A 25,455-nucleotide genomic window follows, 5' to 3' on the forward strand; every position below is an offset into this window, starting at 1 on the left:
CGGCAACGCGTACTGCGTTGCCGGGTTTTTTGCTATGGGCGCACCAGGATGGGGCATAAAACGCGGGGGCGGCGGGATTTTTACCAATATTTAAAAATTGAATAGAGTAAAAGGTAATTTTCCCTTGTGGCAATTTGGTGTTTGAAAATATACTCGTTGGATATTTAGCCGTACGGCAACAAAGCTGCCATTCTGGCAAGCGCCAGCGTACGCGACTCCCAGCGTTGATATGAAAAGAGATGCCAATTGAAATGCCTTTCCTGCCAAGCCGAGAATAAGCCGGGCGCCAAATTCTGTTCTTCCTGCGGCACGACGTTTGCCGTCGCCACGACCGCCGCCGCCGCTGCCGTGCCGGGCAAATCCTGTGGCCAGTGCGGCCATGATTGCAAGCCCGACGCCAAGTTCTGCCCCAAATGCGCGTTCAGCTTTGCCGTGGCGCCAGTGCTGCCGCCAGAACCTGTTGCGGCACCTGTTTCGGCGTCCATTCCTGAACCAGTGAGTGTGGTCGTTCCTGAGCCCGCTCCAGTGGCAGAAATGGTCGCGCAAGCTGTTCCGGAACCCGTTCCCGTCTTCGTCCCGGAGCCGGTCGCGCCACCGCCGCCACCGCCCGTGCTGGAAAAGCGCCGTGCCGATCCTGCACCCGCACCCGCACCCGCACCCGCACCCGCACCCGCACCCGCACCCGCACCCGCAGCGGAACCCGCACCAGCGCCAGCTCCCGTGGCCGACACGCCAAGTGACAGCCCCGCGGCAGGCAGCCGCAAGAAACTGATCGCCGCAGGCGTCGCCGCAGTGGTGCTGCTGGGCGGTGCGGGGGCTTACTATTTTCTCTCAAGCAAGCCGGCTGCACCGGCGCCGGAAGCTGTTCCAGTCCTGCCCGCGCAGGCGGAACCCGCGCCTGCCGCCGAGCAGCCGCTGGCCATCAGCGACCCGGCGCTCGACGGCGCGACGGCGGCCGAGCCTGCCGTTGCGCCTGCTGCACCCGCCCCGGCACCTGTCGCCGCGCCCGCCCCCGAGCCGGTGCCTGCACCCGCCCCGGCTGTGGAAAAACCGGCTCCCGTCGCGGAAAAACCGGCCAAGCCGGTCAAGGTGACACCGCCACCGGCGCCTGTCAAACAGACTAGCGGCCTGGAAAGCGTGATCACGGACAGCCTGTCGGAAGCGAGCCACTGCATGAGTCAGCGCAAGTACGACTGCGCCATTGCCAACGCGAATGCCGTGCTGCGCATGGACACGGGCAACCGTTACGCGCTCGACATCAAGCGCAAGGCGAAGGAAGCGCAAGACAAGGCGCTGTCGCAAATCCAGATCGAGTAAGCCGCGCGGCTTGCCTTCCATTCCTATTTTGATCCTTCCGGAGAATAACGTGAAAAACTTGAAACAAATTGCCAAGCCCATGGTGGCGCTGCTGGTCGTGTCTTCGATGCTGGCCGGTTGCGCCGCGCCGGGCGGCCCTGGCGCCACGGGCAATACCACCACCGCCGGCACGGAAGCGGCCAGCGGCGAATGCAATACGGCCATGCTGGCCGGCATCGGCGCCGTCGTGGGCGGCTTGCTGGGCGGCGGCAACAATACCGTGCGCGGCGCGGCACTGGGTGCCAGCCTGGGCGCACTCGCCTGCGTGGCCCTGAATTATCAAAGCCAGCAAGTCAAGACGTCGCAGCAGGTACAGGCCGACTACAAGGTGGCCAACAAGGGCAAGCTGCCCGAGCAATCGACCCTGGTGAAATACGAGACAGGCTTTACGCCGTCTTCCGTACGTCCGGGCCAGAAGGCGCAGACCAATTCGTATATCGAAGTGGCGGCCGGCACGCGCGATCCGAACCCGCTGGTGGAAGAGGAATTGAGCCTGTACAAGCCAAATGGCGAACTGATCAAGACCGTGCGCAAGGTGGTCAGCAGCAATAACGGCAGCGGCGCCTACAAGGGCGGCTTCTCGATTCCCATGCCTGAAGGCGTGCCGCAGGGCATTTACCCGGTACGCACGGCCCTGTACCTGAATAGCAAGCGCGTCGGCGGCCAGGACGTCAAGCTGCAGATCGTCCAGCGCCAGGCGCCTGCGTCCGACCTGCAACTGGCCCGCGCTTACTGACACTGATTGCCACGGGGCGGCCATGCCGGTCGTTCCGTTCCCCGATTTACCCCCATCCAGGCTAGACATGACCATTTCCACAGAAGCATCTAAACCTCTTCCCTTTTCCTCCGCGCTCGGTTCGCTGATCGAAGCGACCGACGCCATCAAGAATTTCCGCGCGATTGCCCTGCTGGCCCTGACCTTCATCGGCGCCGTGCTCGTCGGTGGCCTCCTGACGATGCTGGCCGGCAGCATGAGCAGCGTGCTGCTGGGCTTCCTGGGCGGCTTGATGGCCTTCCTCGTGATGTTTTACGGCTCCAACGCCGTAGGCATCCTGCTGATGCGTGATGCCCAGGGCCAGCCTGGCTTGAGCCTGGTGGATGCCGTGCTCGTGTCGCTGTACACGAGCCACCGCCTGATCGCGGTCGTGTTCCTGGAATTTCTGATCGTGCTGGCGGCCATGATCGCCATCGCCATCATTTTGTTTGTCTGCAAGATCCCCGTGCTCGGCCCTGTGCTGTACACGCTGGTCTTCCCGCTGTCGGCCATCGTACTGGGCGTGCTGGTGTTTGCGCTGTTTTACGTGATGCTGCCGCTGGCGGGCCCCGCCGCGTGGTCGGGCGCCACCGTGTTCCAGATCATTGCCCGCCTGAACCTGATCGTGCGCACCAAGCTGGTATCGGTGATCTTGCTGGAAGTGCTGCTGTTCCTGATCACGACGTTTGTGGCGCTGCTGATCTTTGGCGTGGTCGGTACCGGCGTGTCGCTGACCAGCGGCATGTCGGCTGGCATCCTGGGCCTGGGCGGCCAGATGAATATGTATTCGCTGGCTTCGGGTCTGAGTAGCGGTTCCGGCTACATCATCGCAGCGGGTCTGGGCGGCGGCTTGCTGATGGCGGCCGCGGCCGTCGTGCCCGGCCTGATCTTTACCAAGGGCGTGTGCATCATTTACCTGAACGCCACGCGCAATGTCGATTTCAGCGCCTCGGAAGCGAGCCTGAACGACGGGCTGGCCACGGTCAAGAAGAAAGCCGAAGAAGCGCGTGAACGCGCGCGTGCCCTGGCCGAACAGGCCGCCGCGCCTGCGGCACCGGCTGCTGCGCCGGTTGACAGCCTGCATTGCCCGAGCTGCAAGGCCCCGGTCGCGTCCGATGACGTGTTCTGCGGCGAATGCGCGCATAAACTCAAGTAAGGCCGACCATGGCGCAATTCTGTAAACAGTGCGGCACCGCCCACGCGCCCGACGCGCGCTTTTGCGACGAGTGCGGCAAGGCCGTCAACGCTGCCCCATCACCGGCACCCGCGGCGGCCACGACACCGGCGCTGTCCGGCCTGAAGCGGCGCCACGTCATGATCGCCGGCGGCGCGCTGGCGGTGCTCATCGTGGCTGGCGGCGCCCTGGCGTGGCTGCTGGCGCCGGAAGCGGCGTCGGCCAGCAGTTTTGGCCGCGCCATCGACGCCCACCTGGCGGTCGACGAGGCGGCGCGCGACAAGCTGCTGTGCTTCACCAACTTGCCGTACCAGAAGGAAGAAATCCGCGTGGCGTCGTACGACAGTTCCACTCGACAATGGCTCGATATCCTCGTGCGTAGCGGCCTGTACAACGCTCCCGTCGAGCAAAGCAGCGGCGGCTGGCTGGCGCAATCGCAATTCGTCTATGCGCTGGCCGCGCCGGGCAAGGCCGCATTGCGCGGCGACAAGCTGTGCGTGGCCAAGGGCGTGAAAGTGGCCAAGGTCAGCGGCTACGAGCAGGTGCGCGAGATGGGTGGGCAGCCGGTGGCGATGGCCACGGCCACCCTGGCGCTGAGCGATGAGGCGGCATGGCTCGTCAAATCGCCAGACCGCGCGCAGATCCTGCAACGCTTGCCAGGCGGCGGCCTGGAAGTGCAACTGCCGCTGGCGCTGGTCGACAAGCAATGGCAAGTCACCGACCGTGCGAAAATGCGCCAGGCCGCCATGGCCATGGCGGGCGCCATGCGCAATGCCTCGGGTGCGCAAGGACCGGGCATGCTGGACAAGCTGAAAAGCCTGTTCAGCTTTGGCGGCCACCCGCTGGTGGGCAAATGGAAGACCTCGGCGGGCGAAGTCCTGGAATTTACGCGGGACAGCATGATCGATGAACATGGCAAGACAAGCAAGGCCACGTTTGCCGCCGAGGGCAGTGTCGTGACGATCCTCTCGGAAGAGCGGGGCGGCATGCCCATGCAGGTCAGCCTGAGCAACAGCAACAATACGGCCACGCTCATGCTCGGCGGCATGCCGATCGCGGTGCTGCAGCGCGTGCGCGATTAAGCGTCGGGCAGGCGGCGCAGCATGCCGCCTTGCCTCATTCCCGAAGCCCGGCCCTGCCGGGCTTTTTTACGCCCGCCAGGCGCCGGTGCACCCGTCAATTTATCTTGACATCAAGATAGTTCGCGCCCACACTGGCTTTTTATCTTGATGTCGAGATAGTACATGTCCGCCTTTTCTGTCCGCCCCGCCTGGGGCGATATTCTGCTGACGGCGCTGGCGCCCCTGATCTGGGGTTCCACGTACATCGTCACATCGCAACTGCTGCCGCCCGACCGGCCGTTCACGGCGGCCCTGATCCGCGTGCTGCCGGCCGGCTTGCTGTTGCTGCTGATCATGCGGCGCCTGCCCGCGCGGCGCGACTGGGGCCGCGTGCTGATCCTGTCGGCGCTCAATATCGGCGTGTTCCAGGCGCTGCTGTTCGTCGCTGCCTACCGCTTGCCCGGCGGCCTGGCGGCCGTGGTGGGCGCCATCCAGCCGCTGCTGGTGATGGGCCTGGCCTGGGGCGTGGAAGGACGCCGCCCGGCCCGGCTGGCGTTGGGGGCCAGCGTGCTGGGCGTGGCCGGCATGGGTATTTTATTGTTGTCGCCGCGCACGGTGTGGGAACCCGTCGGCATCGCCGCGGCGCTGGGCGGCACGGCGTGCATGGCGGCCGGCACCTATCTGACGCGGCGCTGGAAGCCGGACTTGCCCGTGCTGGCGCTGACGGGCTGGCAATTGCTGCTGGGCGGCCTGATGCTGGCGCCCGTCGCCTGGCTGGCCGACGCGCCGTTGCCGGCCTTGTCGCTGCAGCAAGTGCTGGCCTACGCCTACCTGTGCCTGGCCGGCGCCCTGCTGGCTTATGCCTTGTGGTTCCGCGGCATCGCCAGGCTTTCTCCCGTGGCCGTCTCCTCGCTGGGCCTGCTCAGTCCCCTGATGGCCGTCGTGCTGGGCTGGGCCTTGCTGGGCCAGGCCATGACGGGCTGGTCGATGCTGGGCTTGCTGCTGGTGCTGGCCAGCGTGCTGGCCGTGCAGTGGGCCAGCGCCCGTCCCGCAACCAAGTCCTGATTTCCGCGCATGTCCCCTCGGCAGGCCGAGCATATCGGCTTGCCTGCCTCCCTCTGTACGCATCCCTTTTGCTGCACCGCACATACAGTTTTGCTTGCACTGATATGGGGCATTGAGGCACTATTCGCTTCGCGCAAACGTTTGCGCGCAACGAATTTCCTCAAAAGCATGCAGTACACGTGCTTGACCAACAACTCTGGAGACGCTCATGACATCCCGTATTCGCCTGAAAATGATTGCCGCCGCTGTCCTCGTGTGTGCCTTGCCCGCCGTGCCGGCGATGGCGCAAACGCCAGCCAAACCGAAGGTGGCATTGGTGATGAAGTCGCTCGCCAATGAATTTTTCCTGACCATGGAAAATGGCGCCAAGGCGCATCAGAAGGCCAATGCCGCCAAGTACGACCTGCTGTCGAACGGCATCAAGGATGAAACGGATACGTCGAGCCAGATCAAGCTGGTCGAGCAAATGATCGTCTCGCGCGTCAACGCGCTGGTGATCGCCCCGGCCGACTCGAAGGCGCTGGTGCCGGTGCTGAAAAAAGCCATCGACGCGGGCATCATCGTCGTCAATATCGACAACAAGCTCGACGAGGGCGCGCTGAAAGAGAAGGGCATCACCGTGCCGTTCGTCGGTCCGGACAACCGCAAGGGCGCCAAGGTCGTCGGCGACTTCCTGGCCAAGCAGATCAAGAAGGGCGACCCCGTCGGCATCATCGAAGGCGTGTCGACCACTTACAACGCGCAGCAGCGCACCCTGGGCTTCCAGGACGCCATGAGCGCGGCCGGTGCGAAAGTGGTCAGCGTACAGTCGGGCCAGTGGGAAATCGCCCCCGCCAACACGGTGGCGGCCGCCATGCTGAACGCCAACCCGAATATCAAGGCCTTGCTGTGCGGTAACGACAACATGGCCATCGGCGCCGTGTCCGCCATCAAGGCGGCCGGCAAGACGGGCAAAGTGCTCGTCGTCGGCTACGACAATATCAACGCCATCAAGCCGATGCTGGCCGATGGCCGCGTGCTGGCCACCGCCGACCAGTTCGGTTCGCAGCAAGCCGTGTTCGGTATCGACACCGTGCTGAAAGCCCTGGCGCAGAAGAAGAAACAGGCCGATCTCGGTGGCGTCATCGAAACCAAGGTCGAACTGGTCGCCAAGGGCGCCAAGTCCTGATCGTCTGATCCCGCCGGGGCCGGCGCCGCTTGCTCACCGAGCAGGCGGCGCCGGCCCCGCCGCCACTACCGCGGAGTTTTATCATGCCTACCGACATCCCCCCGGCGCCATCAGCCGCCATCCCTCTATTGACCCTGGACAACATCGGCAAGTCCTATGTCGGCCCCGTGCTGGGCGGCGTGGGCCTGCGCTTCGCCCCTGGCCAGGTGCTGGCGCTGACGGGAGAGAACGGCGCGGGCAAGAGCACCCTGTCGAAGATCATCTGCGGCCTGGAGCAAGCCACCACGGGCACCATGTTGCTCGATGGTAAGCCCTACCAGCCCGCCTCGCGCGGCGCCGCCGAGGCGCTGGGCATCCGCATGGTGATGCAGGAACTCAATCTGATTCCCACGCTGTCGATCGCGGAAAACCTGTACTTGAAAAATTTGCCGCAGCGCTTCGGCTTCATCGACCGCACCCGTCTCGAACGCGACGCGCGCGAACAGATGGAGAAAGTGGGCCTGGGCGGCCTCGACCCGTGGACTCTGGTGGGCGAGCTGGGCATCGGCCACCAGCAAATGATCGAAATCGCGCGCAACCTGATCGGCGCCTGCCGCCTGCTGGTGCTCGACGAGCCGACGGCCATGCTGACGCACCGCGAAGTGGAATTGCTGTTCCTGCAAATCGAGCGCCTGAAGGCCGAAGGCGTGTGCATCATCTATATTTCCCACCGCCTGGAAGAACTCAAGCGCGTGGCCGACCGCATCGCCGTGCTGCGCGACGGCCAGCTCGTGTGCGATGATGACATCGCGGGCCACTCCGCCGCCGACCTGGTCAGCCTGATGGTGGGTCGCTCGGCCGACGATGCCGTCGACCTGAGCGGACGCACCATCGGCGCGCCGCTGCTGCGCGTGCGGGGCCTGGCGCGCGGCAAGGCGGTCAACCCGACGTCGTTCGACTTGCGCGCCGGTGAAATCCTCGGCATTGCCGGCTTGATCGGCTCGGGCCGCACGGAATTGCTGCGTTTGATCTTCGGCGCCGACCGCGCCGATGCCGGTGACGTGTTCCTCGGCGACAGCGAAGTCCCGGCCGCCTTGCACTCGCCGCAGGCGGCGGTGAAAGCCGGCATCGCCATGATCACGGAAGACCGCAAGGGCCAAGGTTTGTTGTTGCGCCAGTCCATCGCCGTCAACACGACGCTGGCCTCGCTCGATACCGTCAGTCACGCTGGTCTCGGCTGGCTCAACGACGCGGCCGAAGCGTCGGTGGCCGACGACTATATTGAGCGCCTGGGCATCCGCTCGCGCAACAGCGCGCAAACGGTGGCGGAGCTGTCCGGCGGCAACCAGCAAAAGGTGGTGATTGCCCGCTGGCTGTACCGCGACTGTCCCGTGATGCTGTTCGACGAACCCACGCGCGGCATCGATATCGGCGCCAAGTTTGATATTTATCAGGTGCTGGCCGAGCAGGCGCGCCAGGGCAAGGGCCTCGTCATCGTGTCGAGCGACTTGCGCGAACTGATGCTGATCTGCGACCGCATCGCCGTCATGAGCGCGGGCAGCATCGTCGACACCTTCGAGCGCGGCGCCTGGAGCCAGGACGCGCTGCTGTCGGCCGCCTTCTCCGGCTATTTGACCCCCACTTCCACTCCCGCTGCGGCCTGATCCGCCGGAAAGATTCCCATGACCACCCATTCCTCTCCTTCGTATCTGCAGCGCAGTCTGGCCGACCTGAAAAACTATGCGGGCCTGATCGGCGCTTTGCTCGCCATGTGCGTGCTGTTCTCGTTTGCCAGCGAAAACTTTTTTACTTTGGCTACCCTCAGCACCCTGTCGAACAATATCCCGACCCTGGTCGTGATGGCCGTCGGCATGACGTTTGTATTGATCATCGGCGGCATCGACCTGTCCGTCGGCTCCGTCATGGCGCTGGCCGCTTCCGTGCTGTCGCTGGCCGTCGTGCACTGGGGCTGGCCCGTGTGGAGCGCGGCCCTGCTGGGCATGTTCGTCGCCGCCCTGTGCGGCGCCACGACGGGCCTCATTTCCGTCGGCTGGCGCATCCCCTCGTTCATTGTGTCCTTGGGCGTGCTGGAAATGGCGCGCGGCCTGGCCTATCAAGTGACCAATTCGCGCACGGAATACATCGGCAGCGCCGTTGACGGCATCAGCTCGCCCATCGCCTTTGGCCTGTCGCCCGCCTTCATTGCCTCGATTGCCATCGTCGTCATCGGCCACCTGGTGCTCACGCGCACGGTGCTGGGACGCCACTGGATCGGCATCGGCACGAATGAAGAAGCCGTGCGTTTGTCCGGCATCAACACGAAACCGTCGAAAGTGCTGGTGTTTGCCCTGATGGGCTTTCTTGCCGGCGTGGGCGCGCTGTTCCAGGTGTCGCGGCTGGAAGCGGCCGACCCGAACGGCGGCGTGGGCATGGAATTGCAAGTGATCGCCGCCGTCGTGATCGGCGGCACGAGCCTGATGGGCGGACGCGGTTCCGTCATCAGCACCTTTATCGGCGTGTTGATCATTTCCGTGCTGGAAGCTGGCCTGGCGCAAGTGGGCGTATCGGAACCCGTGAAACGCATCGTCACGGGCCTGGTGATCGTCGCCGCCGTCGTGCTCGACACTTACCGCCGCCGCGGCGAGCGTTCATAATACTGGCCCATGGCAACCATCAAGCAAGTGGCGCAGGCGGCGGGGGTATCGTTTACCACCGTGTCGCACGTCCTCAACAATACCCGTCCCGTCAGCGACGAGGCGCGCCGCGCCGTGCTGGCGGCGGCGGAAGCACTGCATTACGTGCCCAGCGCGCTGGCGCGCTCGCTGCGCAGCCGCAGCACGGGCACCATCGGCCTGATCATTCCGAATAATACGAACCCGTATTTCTCGGAAGTGGCGCGCGGCATCGAGGACAGCTGCTACGCGGCCGGCTATAGCGTGATTTTGTGCAATTCCGATGACGATCCCGTCAAGCAGCGCGATTACCTGAACGTGCTGCTGACCAAGCGCTGCGACGGCCTGATCCTGTCCGCGCTGGCCGACAGCGATGGCGAACTGCTGCGCAAGATGAAGGTGCCGGCCGTGCTGCTCGACCGCGCGCCCAGCGACCTGGCCATCGATGCCGTGGCCGTCGACAACCGCGCCGGCGGCGCCCTGGCCGCGCGCCATCTGCTGGGACTGGGACGCCGGCGCCTCGCCTGCATCGCCGGTCCCCGCGAGGTGAGCATTTCCAACGAGCGCATCGCCGGCGCGCGCGGCGCCATGGCGGACGCGGGCGTGGTCCTGGCCGACGCCCTGTGCGTGCATGGCGATTTTACGAGCGCGGGCGGCTACGCGGCCGCGCTGGACTTGCTGGCGCTGCCCCAGGGCGAGCGTCCGGATGCCTTGTTCTGCTGCAATGACCTGATGGCCTTTGGCGCCCTGCGCGCCGCCGCCGAGCGCGGCATTGCCGTGCCCGTGGACCTGGCCGTCGTCGGCTTCGACGATATCGACCTGGCCAGCTTCGTGCATCCGGCCTTGAGCAGCGTGGCGCAAAATACGCGCGAGCTGGGCCACATCACGGCCGCCTGTCTGCTGGCGCGCATCGCCGACCCTGCCTTGCCGCGCCAGCAGCGCAGCATCGCCCCCGAGCTGCACGTGCGCGGCTCCAGCGTGGCCGCCACGGTAACTTCTGCTGTACCTACTTCTTCACCTGCAACTGAACTGATGGGAATGACATCATGATCGTGGTTATCGGCAGCATCAATATGGATCTGGTCTTGCGCGTGCCGCGCATGCCCCTCCCCGGCGAAACCCTGACGGGCGGCGCATTTAGAACTATTCCTGGCGGCAAGGGCGCCAACCAGGCCGTGGCTTGCGCGCGCCTGAGCGGCAAGGTGGCGGGCGCCCAGCAAGTGGCCATGGTCGGCTGCGTGGGCGACGACGCGTTTGGCGCGACCCTGCGCACGGCCCTGGTCGGCGACGGCATCATCGACCGCCACATCACCACCTTGCCCGGCGTCGCGTCCGGCATCGCTTCCATCCTCGTCGACGACAACGGCCAGAACAGCATCGTGATTGCCGGCGGCGCCAACGATTTGCTGAGCCCCGCGCACATCGACGCGGCGCAAGAGTTGATCGCGCAGGCCGACATCGTCGTGCTGCAGCTGGAAACGCCGATGGCCACCGTCGTGCACGCGATTAAACTGGCCCGCTCGCTGGGCAAGACCGTGGTGCTGAACCCGGCCCCGGCGGCCAGCTTGCCGCAAGGCGTGCTGGAACTGGTCGACTACCTGATCCCGAATGAAATCGAAGCGGCCATGCTGGCCGGCGTCAGTCCCGAGGGCGCGGACGCCCCGGCGCTGGCGGCCGCGCTGCAAAAGCTGGGCAGCGACAACGTCATCATTACCCTCGGTTCCAAGGGCGTGCACGCGGCCCTGTATGGCGGCGACTTCACCTTCCCGGCCGAAGCCGTGAAGGCGGTCGACACGACGGCCGCCGGCGACACGTTCATCGGCGGTTTTGTGGCTGGCCTGGCGTCCGGCATGGACGAGGCGGAAGCGATTCAGCAAGGCCAGCGCGCGGCCGCCTGGAGCGTCACCAAACCCGGCGCACAAACGTCGATCCCCCACTTGCACGAGCTGTTCTGAACCCATGAAAAAATCACCGCTGCTTAATATCGCACTGTCGCAACTGATCGCGTCGCTCGGTCATGGCGACATGCTCGTCATCGGCGACGCGGGCTTGCCATCGCAGCCGGGCGTGCCCCTGATCGACCTGGCCCTGACGCGCGGCATTCCCGGCTTCATCGATACCGTGAATACCGTGCTGAGCGAAATGCAGGTGGAATACCATTTGCTCGCCAGCGAGTTGCCGCAGCATAACCCTGCCATGGCGGCCCAGGTGGCGGCCCTGGCCTTGCCCGATGCGCGCCAGGTGACGCACGAGGAGTTCAAGCAATTGAGCAGGGGCGCGCGCGCCATCGTGCGCACGGGCGAGTGCAGTCCGTATGCCAACATCATTCTGGTGGCCGGCGTCGTGTTCTAGCGCAAACAAACGTTAGTTTGTTTGCAAAAAATACCAACGCTATTGTTCTCACTGAAATAATTATCCTTTGGCAAAAGGGGCGGCTACAATAGCCTTACCCCTGCCAGCTCGGCAGCTTCCTGTGGTGTTCCGCCATGCCGAAGAAAGCCCCCGACGCTTTCCGCTGTATCTTGCCGCCCGCCGGCAGGCTGGCGCGCGGCTGGCGCGGCCTTTTCTTCCTGCTGCTGTGCCTGGCTACACAAGCCCGGGCGCTGGAGCCCGTCTCCCTGCAACTCAATTTCACGCACCAGTTCCAGTTTGCCGGCTATTACGCGGCCATCGAGCAAGGCTATTACCGCGAGGCGGGCCTCGAGGTGACGTTGCTCGAAGGCAGCGGCGCGCCGCGCGCCGAGGCGGCCGTGCTGGCGGGCCAGGCCGAATATGGCGTGAGCAACAGCACCTTGTTGCTCAGCCGCTTGGCGGGCAAGCCCGTGGTGGTGCTGGCCGTGGTATTCCAGCATTCGCCCGGCGTGCTGCTGATGCGCCAGCATGGCGGTGCGCCCGATGTGCGCAAGCTCGCGGGCGCGCCCGTGATGATAGGCGCGCCCGCCGACGTGGCGTCCGCGTCCGATGAAGTGTCGCTATTCCTGAAGAAAATGGGCGTCGCGCCGCAGCAGATGCGCCACTTGCCGCCCAGCTACCGGGTCGAGGATTTAATCGAGGGCAAGGTCGATGCGATTGCCGCATATTCCACCAACGAACCGGACTATCTGGACCGCGCGGGATTTCCCTATTACCAGTTTACGCCGCGCACGGCCGGCATCGATTTCTACGGCGACAACCTGTTTACCAGCGAACAGGAACTGCGCCGCCATCCCGAGCGCGTAAAAGCGTTCCGCGCGGCCAGTTTGCGCGGCTGGCAATACGCAATGGCGCACCGCGAGGAAATGACGCAACTGATCCATGTCAAATACAGCCAGCGCCATGACCGCGCGCACCTGCTGTACGAGGCGCAGCAAATGGATTTACTGCTGCAGCCTACGCTGGTGGAGCCGGGCTACATGAATCCCCAGCGCTGGCAGCATATCGCCGATACGTATGCCGCCATGGGCGTGCTGCCGCGCAATGCCACGGACAGCCGCGCCTACCAGGGTTTTTTGTATCGCCCTGTGCCAGGCGCGGACCTGGGCTGGCTGTACCTGTCGCTGGGCGTGGCGGGCAGCTTGCTGGCCGTGTCGGCGGCCTTTCACTTCAGCAATCTGGCACGTGAGCGCCGCCGCACGGAGGACACCATCCGGCAAGGGGAATTGCGCTTTCGCACCATGTTCGAGCAGGCGCCGATGGGCATCGCCTTGATCGATACCGTGAGCGGACAATTTCTCGATATCAATCCGCGCTACCTGGCCATCGCCGGGCGCACGTTGGAGCACATGAAGCAGACGAGCTGGATGGAGATCAGCCATCCCGACGACGTGGCGGGTGAGCAGGCCCACGTGGCGCAGCTGCTGGCGCGGCGCATGCAGGGCTTTCGCCACGCCAAGCGTATCGTGCGTCCCGATGGCGGCGTGGTGTGGGTCGACGCCTCGGTGACGGCCATCGCCACGGCGCGCCATGGCGGTCCGCACCACCTGTGCATGCTGGAAGACGTGACGGACAAGCGGCAAACGGAAGCGCTGATCTGGCAGCAGGCCAATTTCGATACCCTGACGCAATTGCCGAACCGCCGCATGTTCCACGAACGCCTGCGCCTGGCACTGGCCCAGGGACGGCGCGACGCGAGCCGCGTGGCCATCCTGTTCATCGACCTTGACCACTTCAAGGAAGTCAACGACACCCTCGGCCACCACCAGGGCGATATCTTGCTGATCGAGGCGGCGCGGCGCATTCGCGTGGGCGTGCGCGAGACGGATACGGTGGCGCGCCTGGGCGGCGATGAATTCACCGTGATCCTGTGCGACCTCGATGACCTGCAGCAAGTCGACCGCATCGCGCGGCAAATCCTCGACGGCTTGCTGGCGCCTTTTCTGCTGGGACAGGAGCAGGCCTTCGTCTCCGCCTCGATCGGCATCACCCTGTTTCCGGACGATGCGGCCACGATCGAGGACTTGCTCAAGCATGCTGACCAAGCCATGTATGTGTCGAAAGGCGCGGGGCGCAACCGCTACAGTTATTTCACGCCGGCCATGCAGGTGGCGGCCGTCAACCGCATGCGCATGGGGGCGGACTTGCGCGCGGCCCTGCACGAACAGCAGATGCAGCTGCATTACCAGCCCATCGTCGAGTTGCGTAGCGGCAAACTGGCCAAAGCGGAAGCCTTGCTGCGCTGGCACCATCCGCAGCGGGGCGTCGTGTGCCCGCCCGATTTCCTGGCGCTGGCCGAAAGCAGCGGCCTCATCGTGGAGATCGGCGACTGGGTGCTGCGCACGGTGGCGGCGCAACTGCGGCGCTGGCGCGCGCAAGGCCAGGCCATCGGCTTGCCGGGGCTGCAGCTGTGCCTGAACCAGTCGTCGCTGGAATTGCAGCGCGAAGTCGAGGCGCCCGGCACTTGGCTGCGCCAGCTGGCGGCGCTCGATGTGCCGCCTTCGGCCATCGTGCTCGACATGCGCGAAGATGTACTTTTACCTAACGGCAATAGCATGGCGCCACGCCTGCAGCACTTGCGCGAGGCGGGCTTGCAGATCGCCCTCGACGACTTCGGCAGCGGCCATGCCTCGCTGACGCAATTGCAGCAGTGCGGCATCGATTACCTGAAACTCGACGGCGTGCTGGTGCGCAAGCTGGCGCCCGGGGCCAGCGAATTGGCGCTGTGCGAAGCTATCGTCACCATGGCCCACAAGCTGGGTTTGCAAGTCATCGCCGAAGGGGTGGAGACCGAAGAGCAGCGCGCGCGGCTGCTGGAGATCGGCTGCGATTTTGCGCAAGGCGAGCTGTTTGAGCCGCCGCTGGCCATCGAAGCGTTCGACGCGCTGCTGCACGCCCGGCGGCCCTTGCATCCTTGAAGCAGGCATGCCTTGCCACCAGATTTGACGCAAGCCTGCGGGACGGGGCTCCCGGCTCGAACGGGCTTATACTCGACGGGCTGGCGCCTGCGCCCGGCGTTGCTGTCATGGGTCCTGGACCTAGTGCGCAGGCAAACCTTCTTCCATTCACTCAACGCGAGGTGACCTCATGGGCATTTTCAGCAATATCTACAATAAAATCTTCCACCACTCCTCCGACGCCGCACCAGCCGCCACGCCAGCGGCCGCTACCGACGCGCCAGCGGCGGGGGCACCGGCGGCAGCACCAGCGCCAGCCGCTGCCGCGCCGGTGGTGGACGTGGAAGTGGTGCTGGTCGACCTGGCCAGCAAGAACGCGGAAAAACTCAATTGGCGCACGTCCATCGTCGACCTGATGAAACTGCTTCAACTCGACAGCAGCCTGGCCGCGCGCAAGGAACTGGCGCAAGAACTGCATTTCACGGGCGACACCAGCGATTCGGCCAGCATGAATATCTGGCTGCATCGCCAGGTGATGATCAAGCTGGCGGAAAACGGCGGCAAGGTACCGGAAGAGTTAAAGAACTAAGAAAGAAACACCTGGCGGCGGCAGGGGTATCCACTGTCACCGCTATCCAATCCTGTGGGAACTGCCTATCATGGAGTTCCCATGGTGTCATGATAGCTAAAACCAATTGAAACTATTGTGACAATCAATTTTGCATATGGATTAAAACCCCTTACACTAGAGTCTTACTGATTCACCACACGAGAGGAAATGAAATGTCGCTGATCAATACCCAAGTTAAACCATTCAAGGCAACCGCATACCACAATGGCAAATTCGTCGACCTGACGGAAGCGTCGCTGAAAGGCAAGTGGTCGGTATTTGTCTTCTACCCAGCCGACTTCACCTTCGTTTGCCCAACTGAACTGGAAGATCTGGCCGATCACCACGCCGAGTTCCAGAAGCTGGGCGTCGATGTCTACGGCATCTCGACCGATACCCACTTCGCGCACAAAGCCTGGCACGACACCTCGGACGCGATCAAGAAAGTGCAATACGCACTGATCGGCGACCCGACCGGCGCCCTGTCGCGCAACTTCGAAGTCATGATCGAAGAAGAAGGCCTGGCACTGCGCGGCACCTTCGTCATCAATCCGGACGGCTTCATCAAAGTGCTGGAAGTGCATGACAACGGCATCGGCCGTGACGCCGCAGAACTGTTGCGCAAAGTCAAAGCCGCGCAGTACGTGGCGAACCACCCAGGCGAAGTGTGCCCAGCCAAATGGACGGAAGGCGCAGCGACCCTGACCCCATCGCTGGACCTGGTCGGCAAGATCTAAGTTTCGATGCACGACGTAGCAAACAAGTAGTTACCGCGATGCCGGACCGGGCGTCCGGCCCGGCATTCGCCTAAATATTTGTAAAGGAAGAAAAAATCATGTTAGATGCCACCCTCAAAACCCAACTGAAATCCTACCTGGAAAAAGTGGTGTATCCGCTTGAGCTGGTCGCCTCTCTCGATGACAGCGCAAAAGCCCGCGAGATGAAGGAATTGCTCCAGGAAATAGTCCTGTTGAGCGACAAGATCACGCTGGTCGAGCGCCTTGACGCTGGCGTACGGACCCCGTCGTTCAGCATCAACCGTACCGGCTCCGACATCGGCGTGCGTTTCGCCGGTGTGCCGCTGGGCCACGAATTTACCTCGCTGGTGCTGGCGCTGCTGCAAGTGGGCGGCCACACCATCAAGTTCGACGATGCCGTGATCGAGCAGATCCGCAATCTCGACGGCGATTACGAGTTTGAAACGTTTATTTCGCTCTCCTGCCATAACTGCCCGGAAGTGGTGCAGGCATTGAATGCCATGGCCGTGATCAACCCGCGCATCAAGGTCACCACCATCGATGGCGGCGTATTCCCGCAAGAAGTGGAAGAACGCCAGATCATGGCCGTGCCGATGATGTTCCTCAATGGTGAACACTTTGGCCAGGGCCGCACGAATGTCGAGGAAATCCTCGCCAAGCTCGACACCAATGCCGGCGCCCGCCAGGCGGAAGCGCTGAACAAGAAAGACGTGTTTGACGTGCTGATCGTCGGCGGCGGCCCGGCCGGCGCGGCAGCGGCCATCTACGCGGCCCGCAAGGGCATCAACACGGGCGTGCTGGCCGAGCGTTTCGGCGGCCAGGTGCTCGATACCCTGGCGATCGAAAACTTTATTTCCGTCAAGGAAACCGATGGTCCGAAGTTCGCCGTGGCGCTGGAACAGCACGTCAAGGAATACGACGTCGACATCATGAATACGCAGCGCGCCGCCAAGTTGACGCCGGGCAAGCTGATCGAGATTGAAACGGCGCATGGCGCCGTCCTGAAAGCCAAGACCGTCATCCTGGCCACCGGTGCCCGCTGGCGCGAAATCAACGTGCCGGGCGAGAAGGAATACCGCAACCACGGTGTCGCCTACTGCCCGCACTGCGATGGTCCTTTGTTCAAGGGCAAGCGCGTGGCCGTGATCGGCGGCGGCAATTCGGGCGTGGAAGCGGCGATCGACCTGGCCGGCCTCGTGAAACACGTGACCCTGATCGAGTTCGGCGCGGAACTGCGCGCCGATGCGGTGCTGCAACGTAAGCTGCACAGCCTGCCGAACGTGACCGTGATCACCTCGGCGCAAACCACGGAAATCCACGGCGACGGCAAGATCGTCAACGGCCTGTCCTACACGGACCGCATCGGCGGCGAGTCGAAGAAGGTCGAGCTCGAAGGCGTGTTCGTGCAAATCGGCCTGGTGCCGAACACGGAGTGGCTCAAAGGCACGGTCGCCCTGTCGCGCCACGGCGAAATCGAAGTCGATGCCCGCGGCCAGACCTCGATCCCCGGCGTGTTTGCGGCCGGCGACGTGACGACGGTGCCGTACAAGCAGATCATCATCGCCACCGGCGAAGGCGCCAAGGCAGCCCTGTCCGCCTTTGACCACCTGATCCGCTCGGACGACGAGGAAGTGGTCGATGAGTCCGCAGCGAAAGAAGCATTGACGGCGTAAATCTTCACGCTGAAAAAAAACCGGAACGGCCGCAAGGTGGTTCCGGTTTTTTTATAGGTCTCGAAGAAACTTAACTGCCCGCGTACAGGGGATTGGCGGCCACATACACCGCGATGCCGTCAACGGGCATGTCCTTCGGCGCGATGTCGCTCAGTGCGAATGTCGTTTGATGGTTAAAAGTTTGCACATGCCACGTAAAACGCTGGCCGGCGCGCGCGATGGTGACGGTTTCGCCGCGCGTGACGTTGATGTGGCGGGTGTCAGCCTGCAGCTCGATGCTGCGCTGGGCGGCGCCGTGCGGTGCGCTGCTGCCATAGTCGGCGGCCGTGCCCGTGGGGCCGGCGGCGATGGCCGGGGTGGCAACGGTGGCAAGGGTGGCGCACAGAATGGCCAGGGCGCTGCGGGGTGTATTCAACATAATCTCTCCAGGAATGTATGGCGCAGCGGGTCACCACGCCGTTTTATCGTATTGGTTGCACCGGGATCGCCGGTTTTTGCAACACGGCATCCTAAGCGCTTCCTGGCTGATCTTCAAAGCAATATTTCACAGTTCTACGGTCGCCGCCAGCGGCAGTTGCGGTTCCAGGTGGCTGGTCAGCACGATGCACTGGCGCGCCAGGCGGGCCGGGTCGGCCAGGCGCGCGCGCAGGTGCGCCATGGCGGCCGCGTCGAGGCCGTTGAACGGCTCGTCGATCAGCAGCAGGTGCACGGGCAAGGCCAGGGCCAGCGCCAGTTGCAGTTTTTTATGCTGACCCAGGGACAGGGCGGTGATGCCTTGCTGCAGTGATGGCAGCAGGGCAAAGGCGTCGAGTTCCGCGTTCAGCAGGGATTCGTCGCTGCCCGGGTAGAGGGCCAGGTGCAGGTCGAGAAATTCGCGCACTTGCAGCCAGGGCAGGGCGGGCGCGTCGCCGCCGCAATAGAACGTTTGCGCGCGGTAGGCCAGCGGCGTATGCGCGCTGTCGACGTCATCGAGGCGGATGGTGCCGCTCGCGGGCAGCAGGGCGCCGCCCGCCAGCTTCAGCAGGGTCGTCTTGCCGGCGCCGTTCGCGCCGCGCAGCCAGGTGACGCCGGGGCCGAATTGCTGGTTGAAGCCCTGGAACACGCTGTGCGTGGGGAAGTGAAAATCGAGCTGCGCGATGTGCAGGGTGGGAGAACAGGCATTCAATTCCATAATTCGCTTCCGATGGCGCTCAAGGCAAGGATGGAGAAAATGACGAGGGCGACCCGGCCCCGCGCCGTGAGGCGGGGCAGGCCCACGATGGCCAGCAGGGCCGCGCTGGCCGTCAGCGCATACACGCTGGTGACGCGCTGCTGCAAGGCGGCGGGGTTGATGTTGTAGAGCAAGACAGCGCCTGCCAGCAGCACGGCAAAGGCGGGCAGCAGGCTGGCGGCGCAGGCCAGGCGCATCAGGGCCGTGCGGGCCAGGGGCCAGGCGTTCAGCACGGGGCGCAGCACGGCGATCTGTTCGCGCACGGCCTTGTCGCCGCGGTCCGTCACAATGACCAGGCTGGCGCTGGCCAGCAGGCCGAGCAGCGGCGCGGGCACGAGGGGCGTGTGCAGTAGCCAGGCCAGCATGCTGGCGCCCGCCATGGCCAGCAGCGCGCTTTGCTGCAGGCCAATCACGTTCTCGTTGCGCCAGAACGGCAGCCAGAACAGCTGGCGCCACAGGAACAGGGTAGAGCAGCGGGGCCGTTGCGGCACATAGGCCGTCATCGTGGGCGGGCGCGCCCTGTGTGCGGACCGCGGCGCGCGCAGGCGCTGCTTCACGATGAGCGTCGTCAGCAGCCAGGCCAGCAGCCAGGCGGCGAGGGTGGCGGCCATGCCGGGCGCGATGACCGGGCGCAGCCAGGACGGCGACTGCAGCAGCCAGATGCCGGCAGAGACGGCATAGGCAAGGCCCAGCGGCAGCATCAGCATGCCGGCCACGGCGATATCGGCTTGCCAGCGCAGGCGCGGCGGCAAGGGCAGCTGGCGCAGCCAGGCGGCGGTATTCGCCGGCAGCAACCGTTTGCGCAGCAGCCAGGCGGGCAGGCAAGTGAGCACGGTCTGCGTGACGATGATACCCAGGGCGGCGGGCCAGGGCTGGCTCACGGCGAGAAAGCCGGGCAGGGCGATCACGCTGAGCAAGCCCAGCAGGACGGGACCGGCCAGGAACACGAGAATTTCCAAGGAACTCGTCAGGCTGGCGGTAAATTGCAACAAAGCATGATGGGCTAGGCGCAGCCGCAGGGCGATATAGGGGGAAGTACTACGGGGCAAGCGCATGCGGGCAGGGACGGAGTCAGGGTAGCGCTGATTCTAGAGCATTTGCTGCCCAGAAATGGGAAAAGCCCTTCGGTTCCAGGAACCAAAGGGCTTTTCTTTTATTGGCGGAGCGGACGGGACTCGAACCCGCGACCCCCGACGTGACAGGCCGGTATTCTAACCAACTGAACTACCACTCCAAGCTCGTATGATCTGTGTTGCTGATCCATGAAGCACTGGATAATTTTCTGTATTGGTGGTGGGTGCTGAGAGGCTCGAACTCCCGACCTACGCCTTGTAAGGGCGCCGCTCTACCAACTGAGCTAAGCACCCGCATACCCAGAAAACTATCCCGACGTTTGTCACCACGTCTGGAAGAGGCACTATTATAGGGGGCGCTTTCGCCCTTGTGCAACTATTCTTGAGGGGGAATGGCAGTTTTTTTGCTGAAATACGCAAAAATATTCAGAAGTGGGGATGCCGGCGCTTTTTCTGGCGCGGAAATGGGAAAAGCCCTTCGGTTCTGGGAACCAAAGGGCTTTTCTTTTATTGGCGGAGCGGACGGGACTCGAACCCGCGACCCCCGACGTGACAGGCCGGTATTCTAACCAACTGAACTACCACTCCAAGCTCGTATGATCTGTATTGCTGATCCATGAAGCACTGGACAGTTTTCTGATTTGGTGGGTGCTGAGAGGCTCGAACTCCCGACCTACGCCTTGTAAGGGCGCCGCTCTACCAACTGAGCTAAGCACCCGTTGCTTGTCTCAGAAAACCATCCCGACGTTTGTCACCACGTCTGGAAGAGGCGCTATTATAGGATGGCTAAAATCCTTCTGCAAGCGCTTTTTTCACTTTACTCTGTAATACCCCACTGCGACAGCATCCACGCCATATTGAATGCGTTCTCGGCGATGGCGTTGTAGCGGCCCGAAGCGCCGCCATGGCCGGCGCCCATATTCGTTTTCAGCAGCAGGGGATTACCGTCCGTTTTATACGCGCGCAGCTTGGCCACGTATTTCGCCGGTTCCCAGTACATGACCTGGCTGTCGTTCAGGCCCGTCGTCACCAGCATGGCGGGATAATTCTTGCGCGCAATGTTGTCGTAAGGCGAATAGCTGAGCATGTAGTCGTACGCGGCCTTCTGGTTCGGGTCGCCCCATTCCAGATACTCGCCCGTGGTCAGCGGCAGGCTGGCGTCCATCATGGTGTTCATCACGTCGACAAACGGTACGGCCGCGTGCACGGCGTGGAACAGCTCGGGACGCATGTTGACGACGGCGCCCATCAGCAAGCCGCCCGCGCTGCCGCCCTGGATGATCAGGCGGTTCGGGCTCGTCCATTTTTCGCGCACCAGGTAGTCGGCGCTGTCGATGAAGTCGTTGAAGGTGTTTTTCTTCTTCATCAGCATGCCGTCTTCATGCCACGCTTCGCCCATGTCGGTGCCGCCGCGGATATGCGCCTGCGCATAGATGACCCCCCGCTCCAGCAGGCTGATGCGGCTGATGGAAAAAGTGGCTTCCGTGGAGATGCCATACGAGCCATACGAGTACAGCAGCAGCGGCGCGGAACCGTCGAGCTTGACGCCCTTCTTGTAGACGACCCACAGCGGCACTTGCACGCCATCGCGCGCTTTCACCCACAGGCGCTGCGTCGTGTAGCGGCTGCCGTCAAAGCCGCCGACGATTTCCTGCTGTTTCAGCACCGTGCGCTTGCCATCTTGCATCGCCACGTCGATGACAGTGGGCGGCGTGACAGGCGACTGGTAGGACATGCGAAATTGCGTTGCCGTAAATTCTGGCGTGCCGGCCGCCGTCGCCAGGTAGACAGGGTCGTCAAACTGCACCGTCTTCCAGCTATTGCGCGCGAAATCATGGATGCGCGCGCGGTTCAGGGCGCGCGCCTTTTCCATCACCACCAGGTAGCCCTGGAAGACGTCGATGGACTGGATCACGGCATCCTTGTTATGCGGCACGACGGATTTCCAGTGCTTCGGCTGCGGATCCGACAGCGGTGCGCTGACGACACGGAAATTTTTCGCGTCCTTATTGGTGAGAATGTAAAGCTGTCCGTCGCGGTGCTCGATGCTGTAGCGGTGGCCTTTTTCGCGCTTGAGCACGCTTTGAAAACTGCCTTCCGGCTTGCTTGTCGGCAGCAGCAGCACGTCGCTGGTATCCGTGCTGCGCGCCGTGAGCACAAAGTAGCGCTGGTCGCGCGTACGGCTCACGCCGATGGCGAACTGTTCCACCGGCTCGTGGTAGACCTGCTGCAGCGTGCCGCCCAGTGGCAGACGGAACAAGCGGTCCGCGCGCTTGGTGGTGGCGTCTTCCTGCGTCAGCATCAGGGTGGCATTGTCCGCCGCCCAGGCCAGGGACGTCACGCGCGGCATGCTGTCCGTGAGCAACTTGCCTGTTTTGAGATCCTTGACATGCAGTTCGTACTGGCGAAAGCCCGTCGTGTCGGTGGTGTAGGCCAGCAATTGTTCGTTCGGGCTGACGGCAAACGCGCGCACGGCAAAGAATTTGTGGCCTTCGGCCAACTGGTTCTGGTCCAGCAGGATTTCTTCAAGCGCCTGCGCATCGTAAGCGCCGCCGGCAGCGACAGGGCGGCGGCAGTGTATCGGGTATTGCTTGCCCGCTTCCATGCGCGTGTAATAGTAGAAATTGCCCTGGCGCGCAGGCACGGACAGGTCCACTTCCTGCATGCGGCCCTTGATCTCGGCGTAGACCTTGTCGGCCAGCGGCTGGATCGGGGCCGTGACGGCGGCCGTGTAGGCGTTTTCCGCATTCAGGTAGTCGATCACGGCGGGATCGGKCTTCTTTTGCAGCCAGCGGTAGTCGTCCGTGACGACCGTGCCATGGCGCGTTTCCTGCCAGGCTGTCTTGGCGGCGACGGGGGCGGTGGCGTCGGCGGCCAGCGCGGATGGCGCCAGCGTGGACAGCAGGATGGATGAGCAGACGGCCAGGTGGCGCAACGCTTGATGTGCTGTAGACAAGGCAACTCCTTTTATAGTCATGTCAGGATTGTAATCTTGCTATTGAGAAAAGCAACCGGCGTGCGCATGCGTTTCAACTTGCATCGATGGGCATTTCCAGCGATACTGTATATAACTACAGTATCGCGCCGCGAGGTGTCCTTGACCACATCTGCCCCTACATTGCCTGAACCGCGCCGCTGGATAGCCCATCTGGACATGGACGCCTTCTTTGCATCCGTGGAACTGTTGAAATATCCGGAATTGCGCGGCGAAGCCGTCGTCATCGGCGGCGGCCGGCTGCAGCAACCCCTGCTGCAAGAAGATGGCACGCGGCAGTTTGCACGCATGCGCGACTACGTGGGGCGCGGCGTCGTCACCACGTCGACGTATGCGGCGCGCGCGTTCGGCGTGTTTTCCGCCATGGGCATCATGAAAGCGGCGAAACTGGCACCCGACAGCATCTTGCTACCCGCCGATTTCGAGGCTTACCGCGACTATTCGGCCCGCTTCAAGCAAGCCGTGGCCCAGTTGTGCCCCATCATCCAGAACGTGGGCATCGATGAAATCTATGTCGACCTGACGGAACATGGCGAGCAGGCGCCGGCCATGGCGGCGCGCCTGAAGGCGGCCGTGTTCGAGGCGACGGGCCTGTCGTGCTCGATCGGCCTGGCGCCGAATAAATTGCTTGCGAAAATCTGTTCCGACCTGGAAAAGCCCGACGGGCTCACCATTTTGTCGCCCGAGGATGTGGAAACGCGGGTCTGGCCCTTGCCGGCGAAAAAGATCAATGGCATCGGCCCGAAGGCCACGGCCAAGCTCGAAGCGCTGGGCATCGTGACCATCGGCGAGCTGGCGCGGGCCGATATGGCCATGCTGCGCACGCAGTTCGGCGACCTGTACACAGGCTGGCTGCGCCAGGCGGCGCTGGGCATCGACGAGCGGCCCGTGCAGACGAGCCGCGAAACCAAATCCGTCAGCCGCGAAACGACGTTCGAGCGCGACTTGCAGGTGGTGCGCGACCGCGCCACCCTGTCGGAAAAACTGGAAAGCCTGTGCACGCGCGTGGCGGGCGACCTCGATAAACAGTCGCTGGCGGGGCGCACGGTGGGCATCAAGCTGCGCTTCGAGGATTTCAGCACCGTCACGCGCGACATCACCTTGCCCAGTGCCACGGCGGACGCCGCCGCCATCCTGCGCGCCAGCCGCGATTGCCTGCGGCGCGTGCCATTTGAGAAAAAAATCCGCCTGCTGGGCGTGCGCATCTCGACCTTGTCCGATCCGGCCGTCGTGACGCGGCAGATACCCGCCCAGGCGGAGCTGTTTCCCGCCCTGTAGCAGCGTTTCCTACAAGATACATACCGCGCCAGACCGCGCTTTTGACGGTATTTTCACGTCGAAAGTGTAGAATGGCGTTCCCCTGGCACTACTGAAACAAACGGAAGACAAAAACTATGTGGTTCAAGAATCTTCAGATTTACCGCCTGCCCGCACCGTGGGCCTATACGCCAGAACAACTGGAAGAGGCCTTGTCCTCGAACAAATTTACGCCGGCGACCAGCATGGATCTGATGCGCCAGGGCTGGGATACGCCACGCCCGAACGGCGGTCTGGTCCACGTGGTCAACAAGCAGATGCTGATCTTGCTGGGCACGGAAAAGAAACTGCTGCCAGCGACCGTCATCAACCAGGTGGCCAAGGCCCGCGCCGCCGAGATGGAAGAAGCGCAAGGCTTTGCGCCTGGCAAGAAAGCCATGAAGGAATTGAAGGAACGCGTGGCCGACGAACTGCTGCCGCGCGCCTTCAGCATCCGCAGCAACGTCTGGACCTGGATCGATCCCGTCAATGGCTGGCTGGTGGTCGATGCCGCCAGCCCGGCGAAAGCCGATGAAGTTATCAAGCTGCTGCTCAAAGCCGTCGACAAGCTGCCGCTGGAAAGCCTGCGCGTGCAGCGCTCGCCCGTGGCGGTGATGACGGAATGGCTGCAGGCGGACGATGCGCCGGCCGGCTTCACGGTCGACATGGACACGGAATTGCGCGCCACGGGCGAAAGCAAGGCCACCGTGCGCTACGTGCGCCACACCCTGGAAGCGGACGACGTGCGCCGCCACATCGCGGCCGGCAAGCAGTGCACGCGCCTGGCCATGACGTGGAACGACAAGATCTCGTTCGTGCTGACGGAATCGCTGGCCATCAAGAGCGTCAAGCCGCTCGACGTGATCAAGGAAACGGAATCGAGCACAAAGAACGACGAAGAGCGTTTCGACGGCGACGTGATGCTGATGACGGGCGAGCTCGCCAAGCTGATGGCCGACGTGGTCGAAGCGCTGGGCGGCGAAGCGACGGCGTAACAGCCGTCATGCCGGTACGAAAAAGGAGCTGACGCTCCTTTTTTTTCGCCTAGACCATTTTGCCGATGTCCAGTCCTAAAATAGGTTGACAGTATTTATTGCTGTAAAAACGCCCGATGCACCGCATCGGGCGTTTTGTATTTCAGCGCCGTATGCGGCCGTTCCTGGTTATAGATCCGCACCGATTGCGCCACCATTTTGCTCGCCTGTTTCAGGTCGGCAGGTCGATTCAGCAGGAACTCGCCTTTCAGAATGCCGTTGATGCGTTCGGCCAGCGCATTCTGATAGCAGTCGTAGCCGTCGGTCA

General features: G+C 63.4%; 22 protein-coding genes, 4 tRNA genes and 1 pseudogene. 18 read left to right on the forward strand and 9 right to left on the reverse strand.

Annotated elements, in window-relative coordinates:
• Nucleotides 1-246 precede the first annotated feature (246 nt).
• The 16 genes and pseudogenes from CBW66_RS29795 to ahpF all read left to right on the forward strand — a co-directional run.
• Nucleotides 247-357, forward strand: a pseudogene (locus CBW66_RS29795) (zinc-ribbon domain-containing protein); the annotation flags it as partial.
• A gap of 168 nt (nucleotides 358-525) precedes the next feature.
• Nucleotides 526-1,317, forward strand: a complete 792-nt coding sequence (locus tag CBW66_RS15415; RefSeq protein ID WP_230492327.1) for a hypothetical protein — start codon at nucleotides 526-528, stop codon at nucleotides 1,315-1,317.
• Between the two features lie 49 nt (nucleotides 1,318-1,366).
• A complete protein-coding gene (locus CBW66_RS15420; RefSeq protein WP_139841592.1) occupies nucleotides 1,367-2,092 on the forward strand; it encodes a hypothetical protein in 726 nt (241 codons plus the stop codon).
• Nucleotides 2,093-2,159: 67 nt separating this feature from the next.
• On the forward strand, nucleotides 2,160-3,266 hold the full coding sequence (locus tag CBW66_RS15425) for a zinc ribbon domain-containing protein (RefSeq protein WP_086137496.1): 1,107 nt from the start codon (nucleotides 2,160-2,162) through the stop codon (nucleotides 3,264-3,266).
• Nucleotides 3,267-3,274: 8 nt separating this feature from the next.
• Entirely contained in the window at nucleotides 3,275-4,366 is a 1,092-nt protein-coding gene (locus CBW66_RS15430) for a zinc ribbon domain-containing protein (protein ID WP_086137497.1), read from the forward strand.
• A 162-nt stretch (nucleotides 4,367-4,528) separates the two neighbouring features.
• The gene (locus CBW66_RS15435; protein WP_086137498.1) at nucleotides 4,529-5,410 is read left to right on the forward strand and encodes an EamA family transporter; all 882 of its coding nucleotides are present in this window, start codon (nucleotides 4,529-4,531) and stop codon (nucleotides 5,408-5,410) included.
• 232 nt (nucleotides 5,411-5,642) lie between these two features.
• On the forward strand, nucleotides 5,643-6,578 hold the full coding sequence (locus CBW66_RS15440; RefSeq protein WP_086137499.1) for a sugar ABC transporter substrate-binding protein: 936 nt from the start codon (nucleotides 5,643-5,645) through the stop codon (nucleotides 6,576-6,578).
• 83 nt (nucleotides 6,579-6,661) lie between these two features.
• Nucleotides 6,662-8,221: a sugar ABC transporter ATP-binding protein gene (locus CBW66_RS15445; protein ID WP_086137500.1), complete on the forward strand. Its 1,560-nt coding sequence runs from the start codon at nucleotides 6,662-6,664 to the stop codon at nucleotides 8,219-8,221.
• A gap of 18 nt (nucleotides 8,222-8,239) precedes the next feature.
• Nucleotides 8,240-9,211 (forward strand): ABC transporter permease, encoded by a 972-nt coding sequence (locus tag CBW66_RS15450; RefSeq protein ID WP_086137501.1) that lies wholly within the window; start codon nucleotides 8,240-8,242, stop codon nucleotides 9,209-9,211.
• Between the two features lie 9 nt (nucleotides 9,212-9,220).
• The gene (locus CBW66_RS15455) at nucleotides 9,221-10,279 is read left to right on the forward strand and encodes a LacI family DNA-binding transcriptional regulator (protein ID WP_086137502.1); all 1,059 of its coding nucleotides are present in this window, start codon (nucleotides 9,221-9,223) and stop codon (nucleotides 10,277-10,279) included.
• Complete coding sequence (rbsK, locus tag CBW66_RS15460) at nucleotides 10,276-11,184, forward strand: ribokinase (RefSeq protein WP_086143020.1); 909 nt, start codon at nucleotides 10,276-10,278, stop codon at nucleotides 11,182-11,184. Before CBW66_RS15455 ends, rbsK begins: the two co-directional genes overlap by 4 nt.
• 4 nt (nucleotides 11,185-11,188) lie before the next feature.
• The gene (gene rbsD, locus CBW66_RS15465) at nucleotides 11,189-11,581 is read left to right on the forward strand and encodes a D-ribose pyranase (RefSeq protein WP_086137504.1); all 393 of its coding nucleotides are present in this window, start codon (nucleotides 11,189-11,191) and stop codon (nucleotides 11,579-11,581) included.
• Nucleotides 11,582-11,715: 134 nt separating this feature from the next.
• Entirely contained in the window at nucleotides 11,716-14,559 is a 2,844-nt protein-coding gene (locus CBW66_RS15470) for an EAL domain-containing protein (protein ID WP_086137505.1), read from the forward strand.
• Nucleotides 14,560-14,728: 169 nt separating this feature from the next.
• Nucleotides 14,729-15,127: a DUF3597 domain-containing protein gene (locus CBW66_RS15475; protein WP_086137506.1), complete on the forward strand. Its 399-nt coding sequence runs from the start codon at nucleotides 14,729-14,731 to the stop codon at nucleotides 15,125-15,127.
• 194 nt (nucleotides 15,128-15,321) lie between these two features.
• Nucleotides 15,322-15,885, forward strand: a complete 564-nt coding sequence (ahpC, locus tag CBW66_RS15480; RefSeq protein WP_077398190.1) for an alkyl hydroperoxide reductase subunit C — start codon at nucleotides 15,322-15,324, stop codon at nucleotides 15,883-15,885.
• Nucleotides 15,886-15,983: 98 nt separating this feature from the next.
• Nucleotides 15,984-17,579 carry an alkyl hydroperoxide reductase subunit F gene (ahpF, locus tag CBW66_RS15485; protein ID WP_086137507.1) on the forward strand — a complete coding sequence of 532 codons (1,596 nt, stop codon included), beginning with the start codon at nucleotides 15,984-15,986 and terminating at the stop codon, nucleotides 17,577-17,579.
• A gap of 70 nt (nucleotides 17,580-17,649) precedes the next feature.
• Here ahpF and CBW66_RS15490 read toward each other — a convergent pair whose 3' ends face one another.
• The 8 genes from CBW66_RS15490 to CBW66_RS15525 form a co-directional block, all read right to left on the reverse strand.
• Nucleotides 17,650-17,997, reverse strand: coding sequence for a CzcE family metal-binding protein (locus tag CBW66_RS15490; RefSeq protein WP_086137508.1), 348 nt, complete (start codon nucleotides 17,995-17,997; stop codon nucleotides 17,650-17,652).
• 126 nt (nucleotides 17,998-18,123) lie between these two features.
• The gene (locus tag CBW66_RS15495; protein ID WP_086137509.1) at nucleotides 18,124-18,750 is read right to left on the reverse strand and encodes an ATP-binding cassette domain-containing protein; all 627 of its coding nucleotides are present in this window, start codon (nucleotides 18,748-18,750) and stop codon (nucleotides 18,124-18,126) included.
• Nucleotides 18,741-19,778 (reverse strand): hypothetical protein, encoded by a 1,038-nt coding sequence (locus CBW66_RS15500; protein WP_230492318.1) that lies wholly within the window; start codon nucleotides 19,776-19,778, stop codon nucleotides 18,741-18,743. The genes CBW66_RS15495 and CBW66_RS15500 overlap by 10 nt, the downstream gene beginning before the upstream one ends.
• A 168-nt stretch (nucleotides 19,779-19,946) precedes the next feature.
• Nucleotides 19,947-20,023, reverse strand: a tRNA-Asp gene (locus tag CBW66_RS15505).
• Between the two features lie 57 nt (nucleotides 20,024-20,080).
• Nucleotides 20,081-20,156: transfer RNA gene (locus CBW66_RS15510), tRNA-Val, on the reverse strand.
• Between the two features lie 217 nt (nucleotides 20,157-20,373).
• A tRNA-Asp gene (locus CBW66_RS15515) sits at nucleotides 20,374-20,450 on the reverse strand.
• Between the two features lie 54 nt (nucleotides 20,451-20,504).
• A tRNA-Val gene (locus CBW66_RS15520) sits at nucleotides 20,505-20,580 on the reverse strand.
• A 99-nt stretch (nucleotides 20,581-20,679) separates the two neighbouring features.
• Nucleotides 20,680-22,818, reverse strand: a complete 2,139-nt coding sequence (locus CBW66_RS15525) for a S9 family peptidase (RefSeq protein ID WP_253251342.1) — start codon at nucleotides 22,816-22,818, stop codon at nucleotides 20,680-20,682.
• 162 nt (nucleotides 22,819-22,980) lie between these two features.
• Here CBW66_RS15525 and dinB point away from each other — a divergent pair, with 162 nt between their 5' ends.
• A complete protein-coding gene (dinB, locus tag CBW66_RS15530) occupies nucleotides 22,981-24,135 on the forward strand; it encodes a DNA polymerase IV (protein WP_086137512.1) in 1,155 nt (384 codons plus the stop codon).
• A 116-nt stretch (nucleotides 24,136-24,251) separates the two neighbouring features.
• Nucleotides 24,252-25,148, forward strand: a complete 897-nt coding sequence (locus tag CBW66_RS15535; RefSeq protein ID WP_035823026.1) for a recombination-associated protein RdgC — start codon at nucleotides 24,252-24,254, stop codon at nucleotides 25,146-25,148.
• A gap of 95 nt (nucleotides 25,149-25,243) precedes the next feature.
• Here the strand turns inward: CBW66_RS15535 and CBW66_RS15540 are convergent.
• The coding region (locus CBW66_RS15540) for an integrase core domain-containing protein (protein ID WP_139843054.1) at nucleotides 25,244-25,455 on the reverse strand (212 nt) is incomplete at its 5' end.

This window comes from Janthinobacterium sp. GW456P (genome assembly GCF_002127655.1).
Taxonomy (GTDB): domain Bacteria; phylum Pseudomonadota; class Gammaproteobacteria; order Burkholderiales; family Burkholderiaceae_D; genus Janthinobacterium.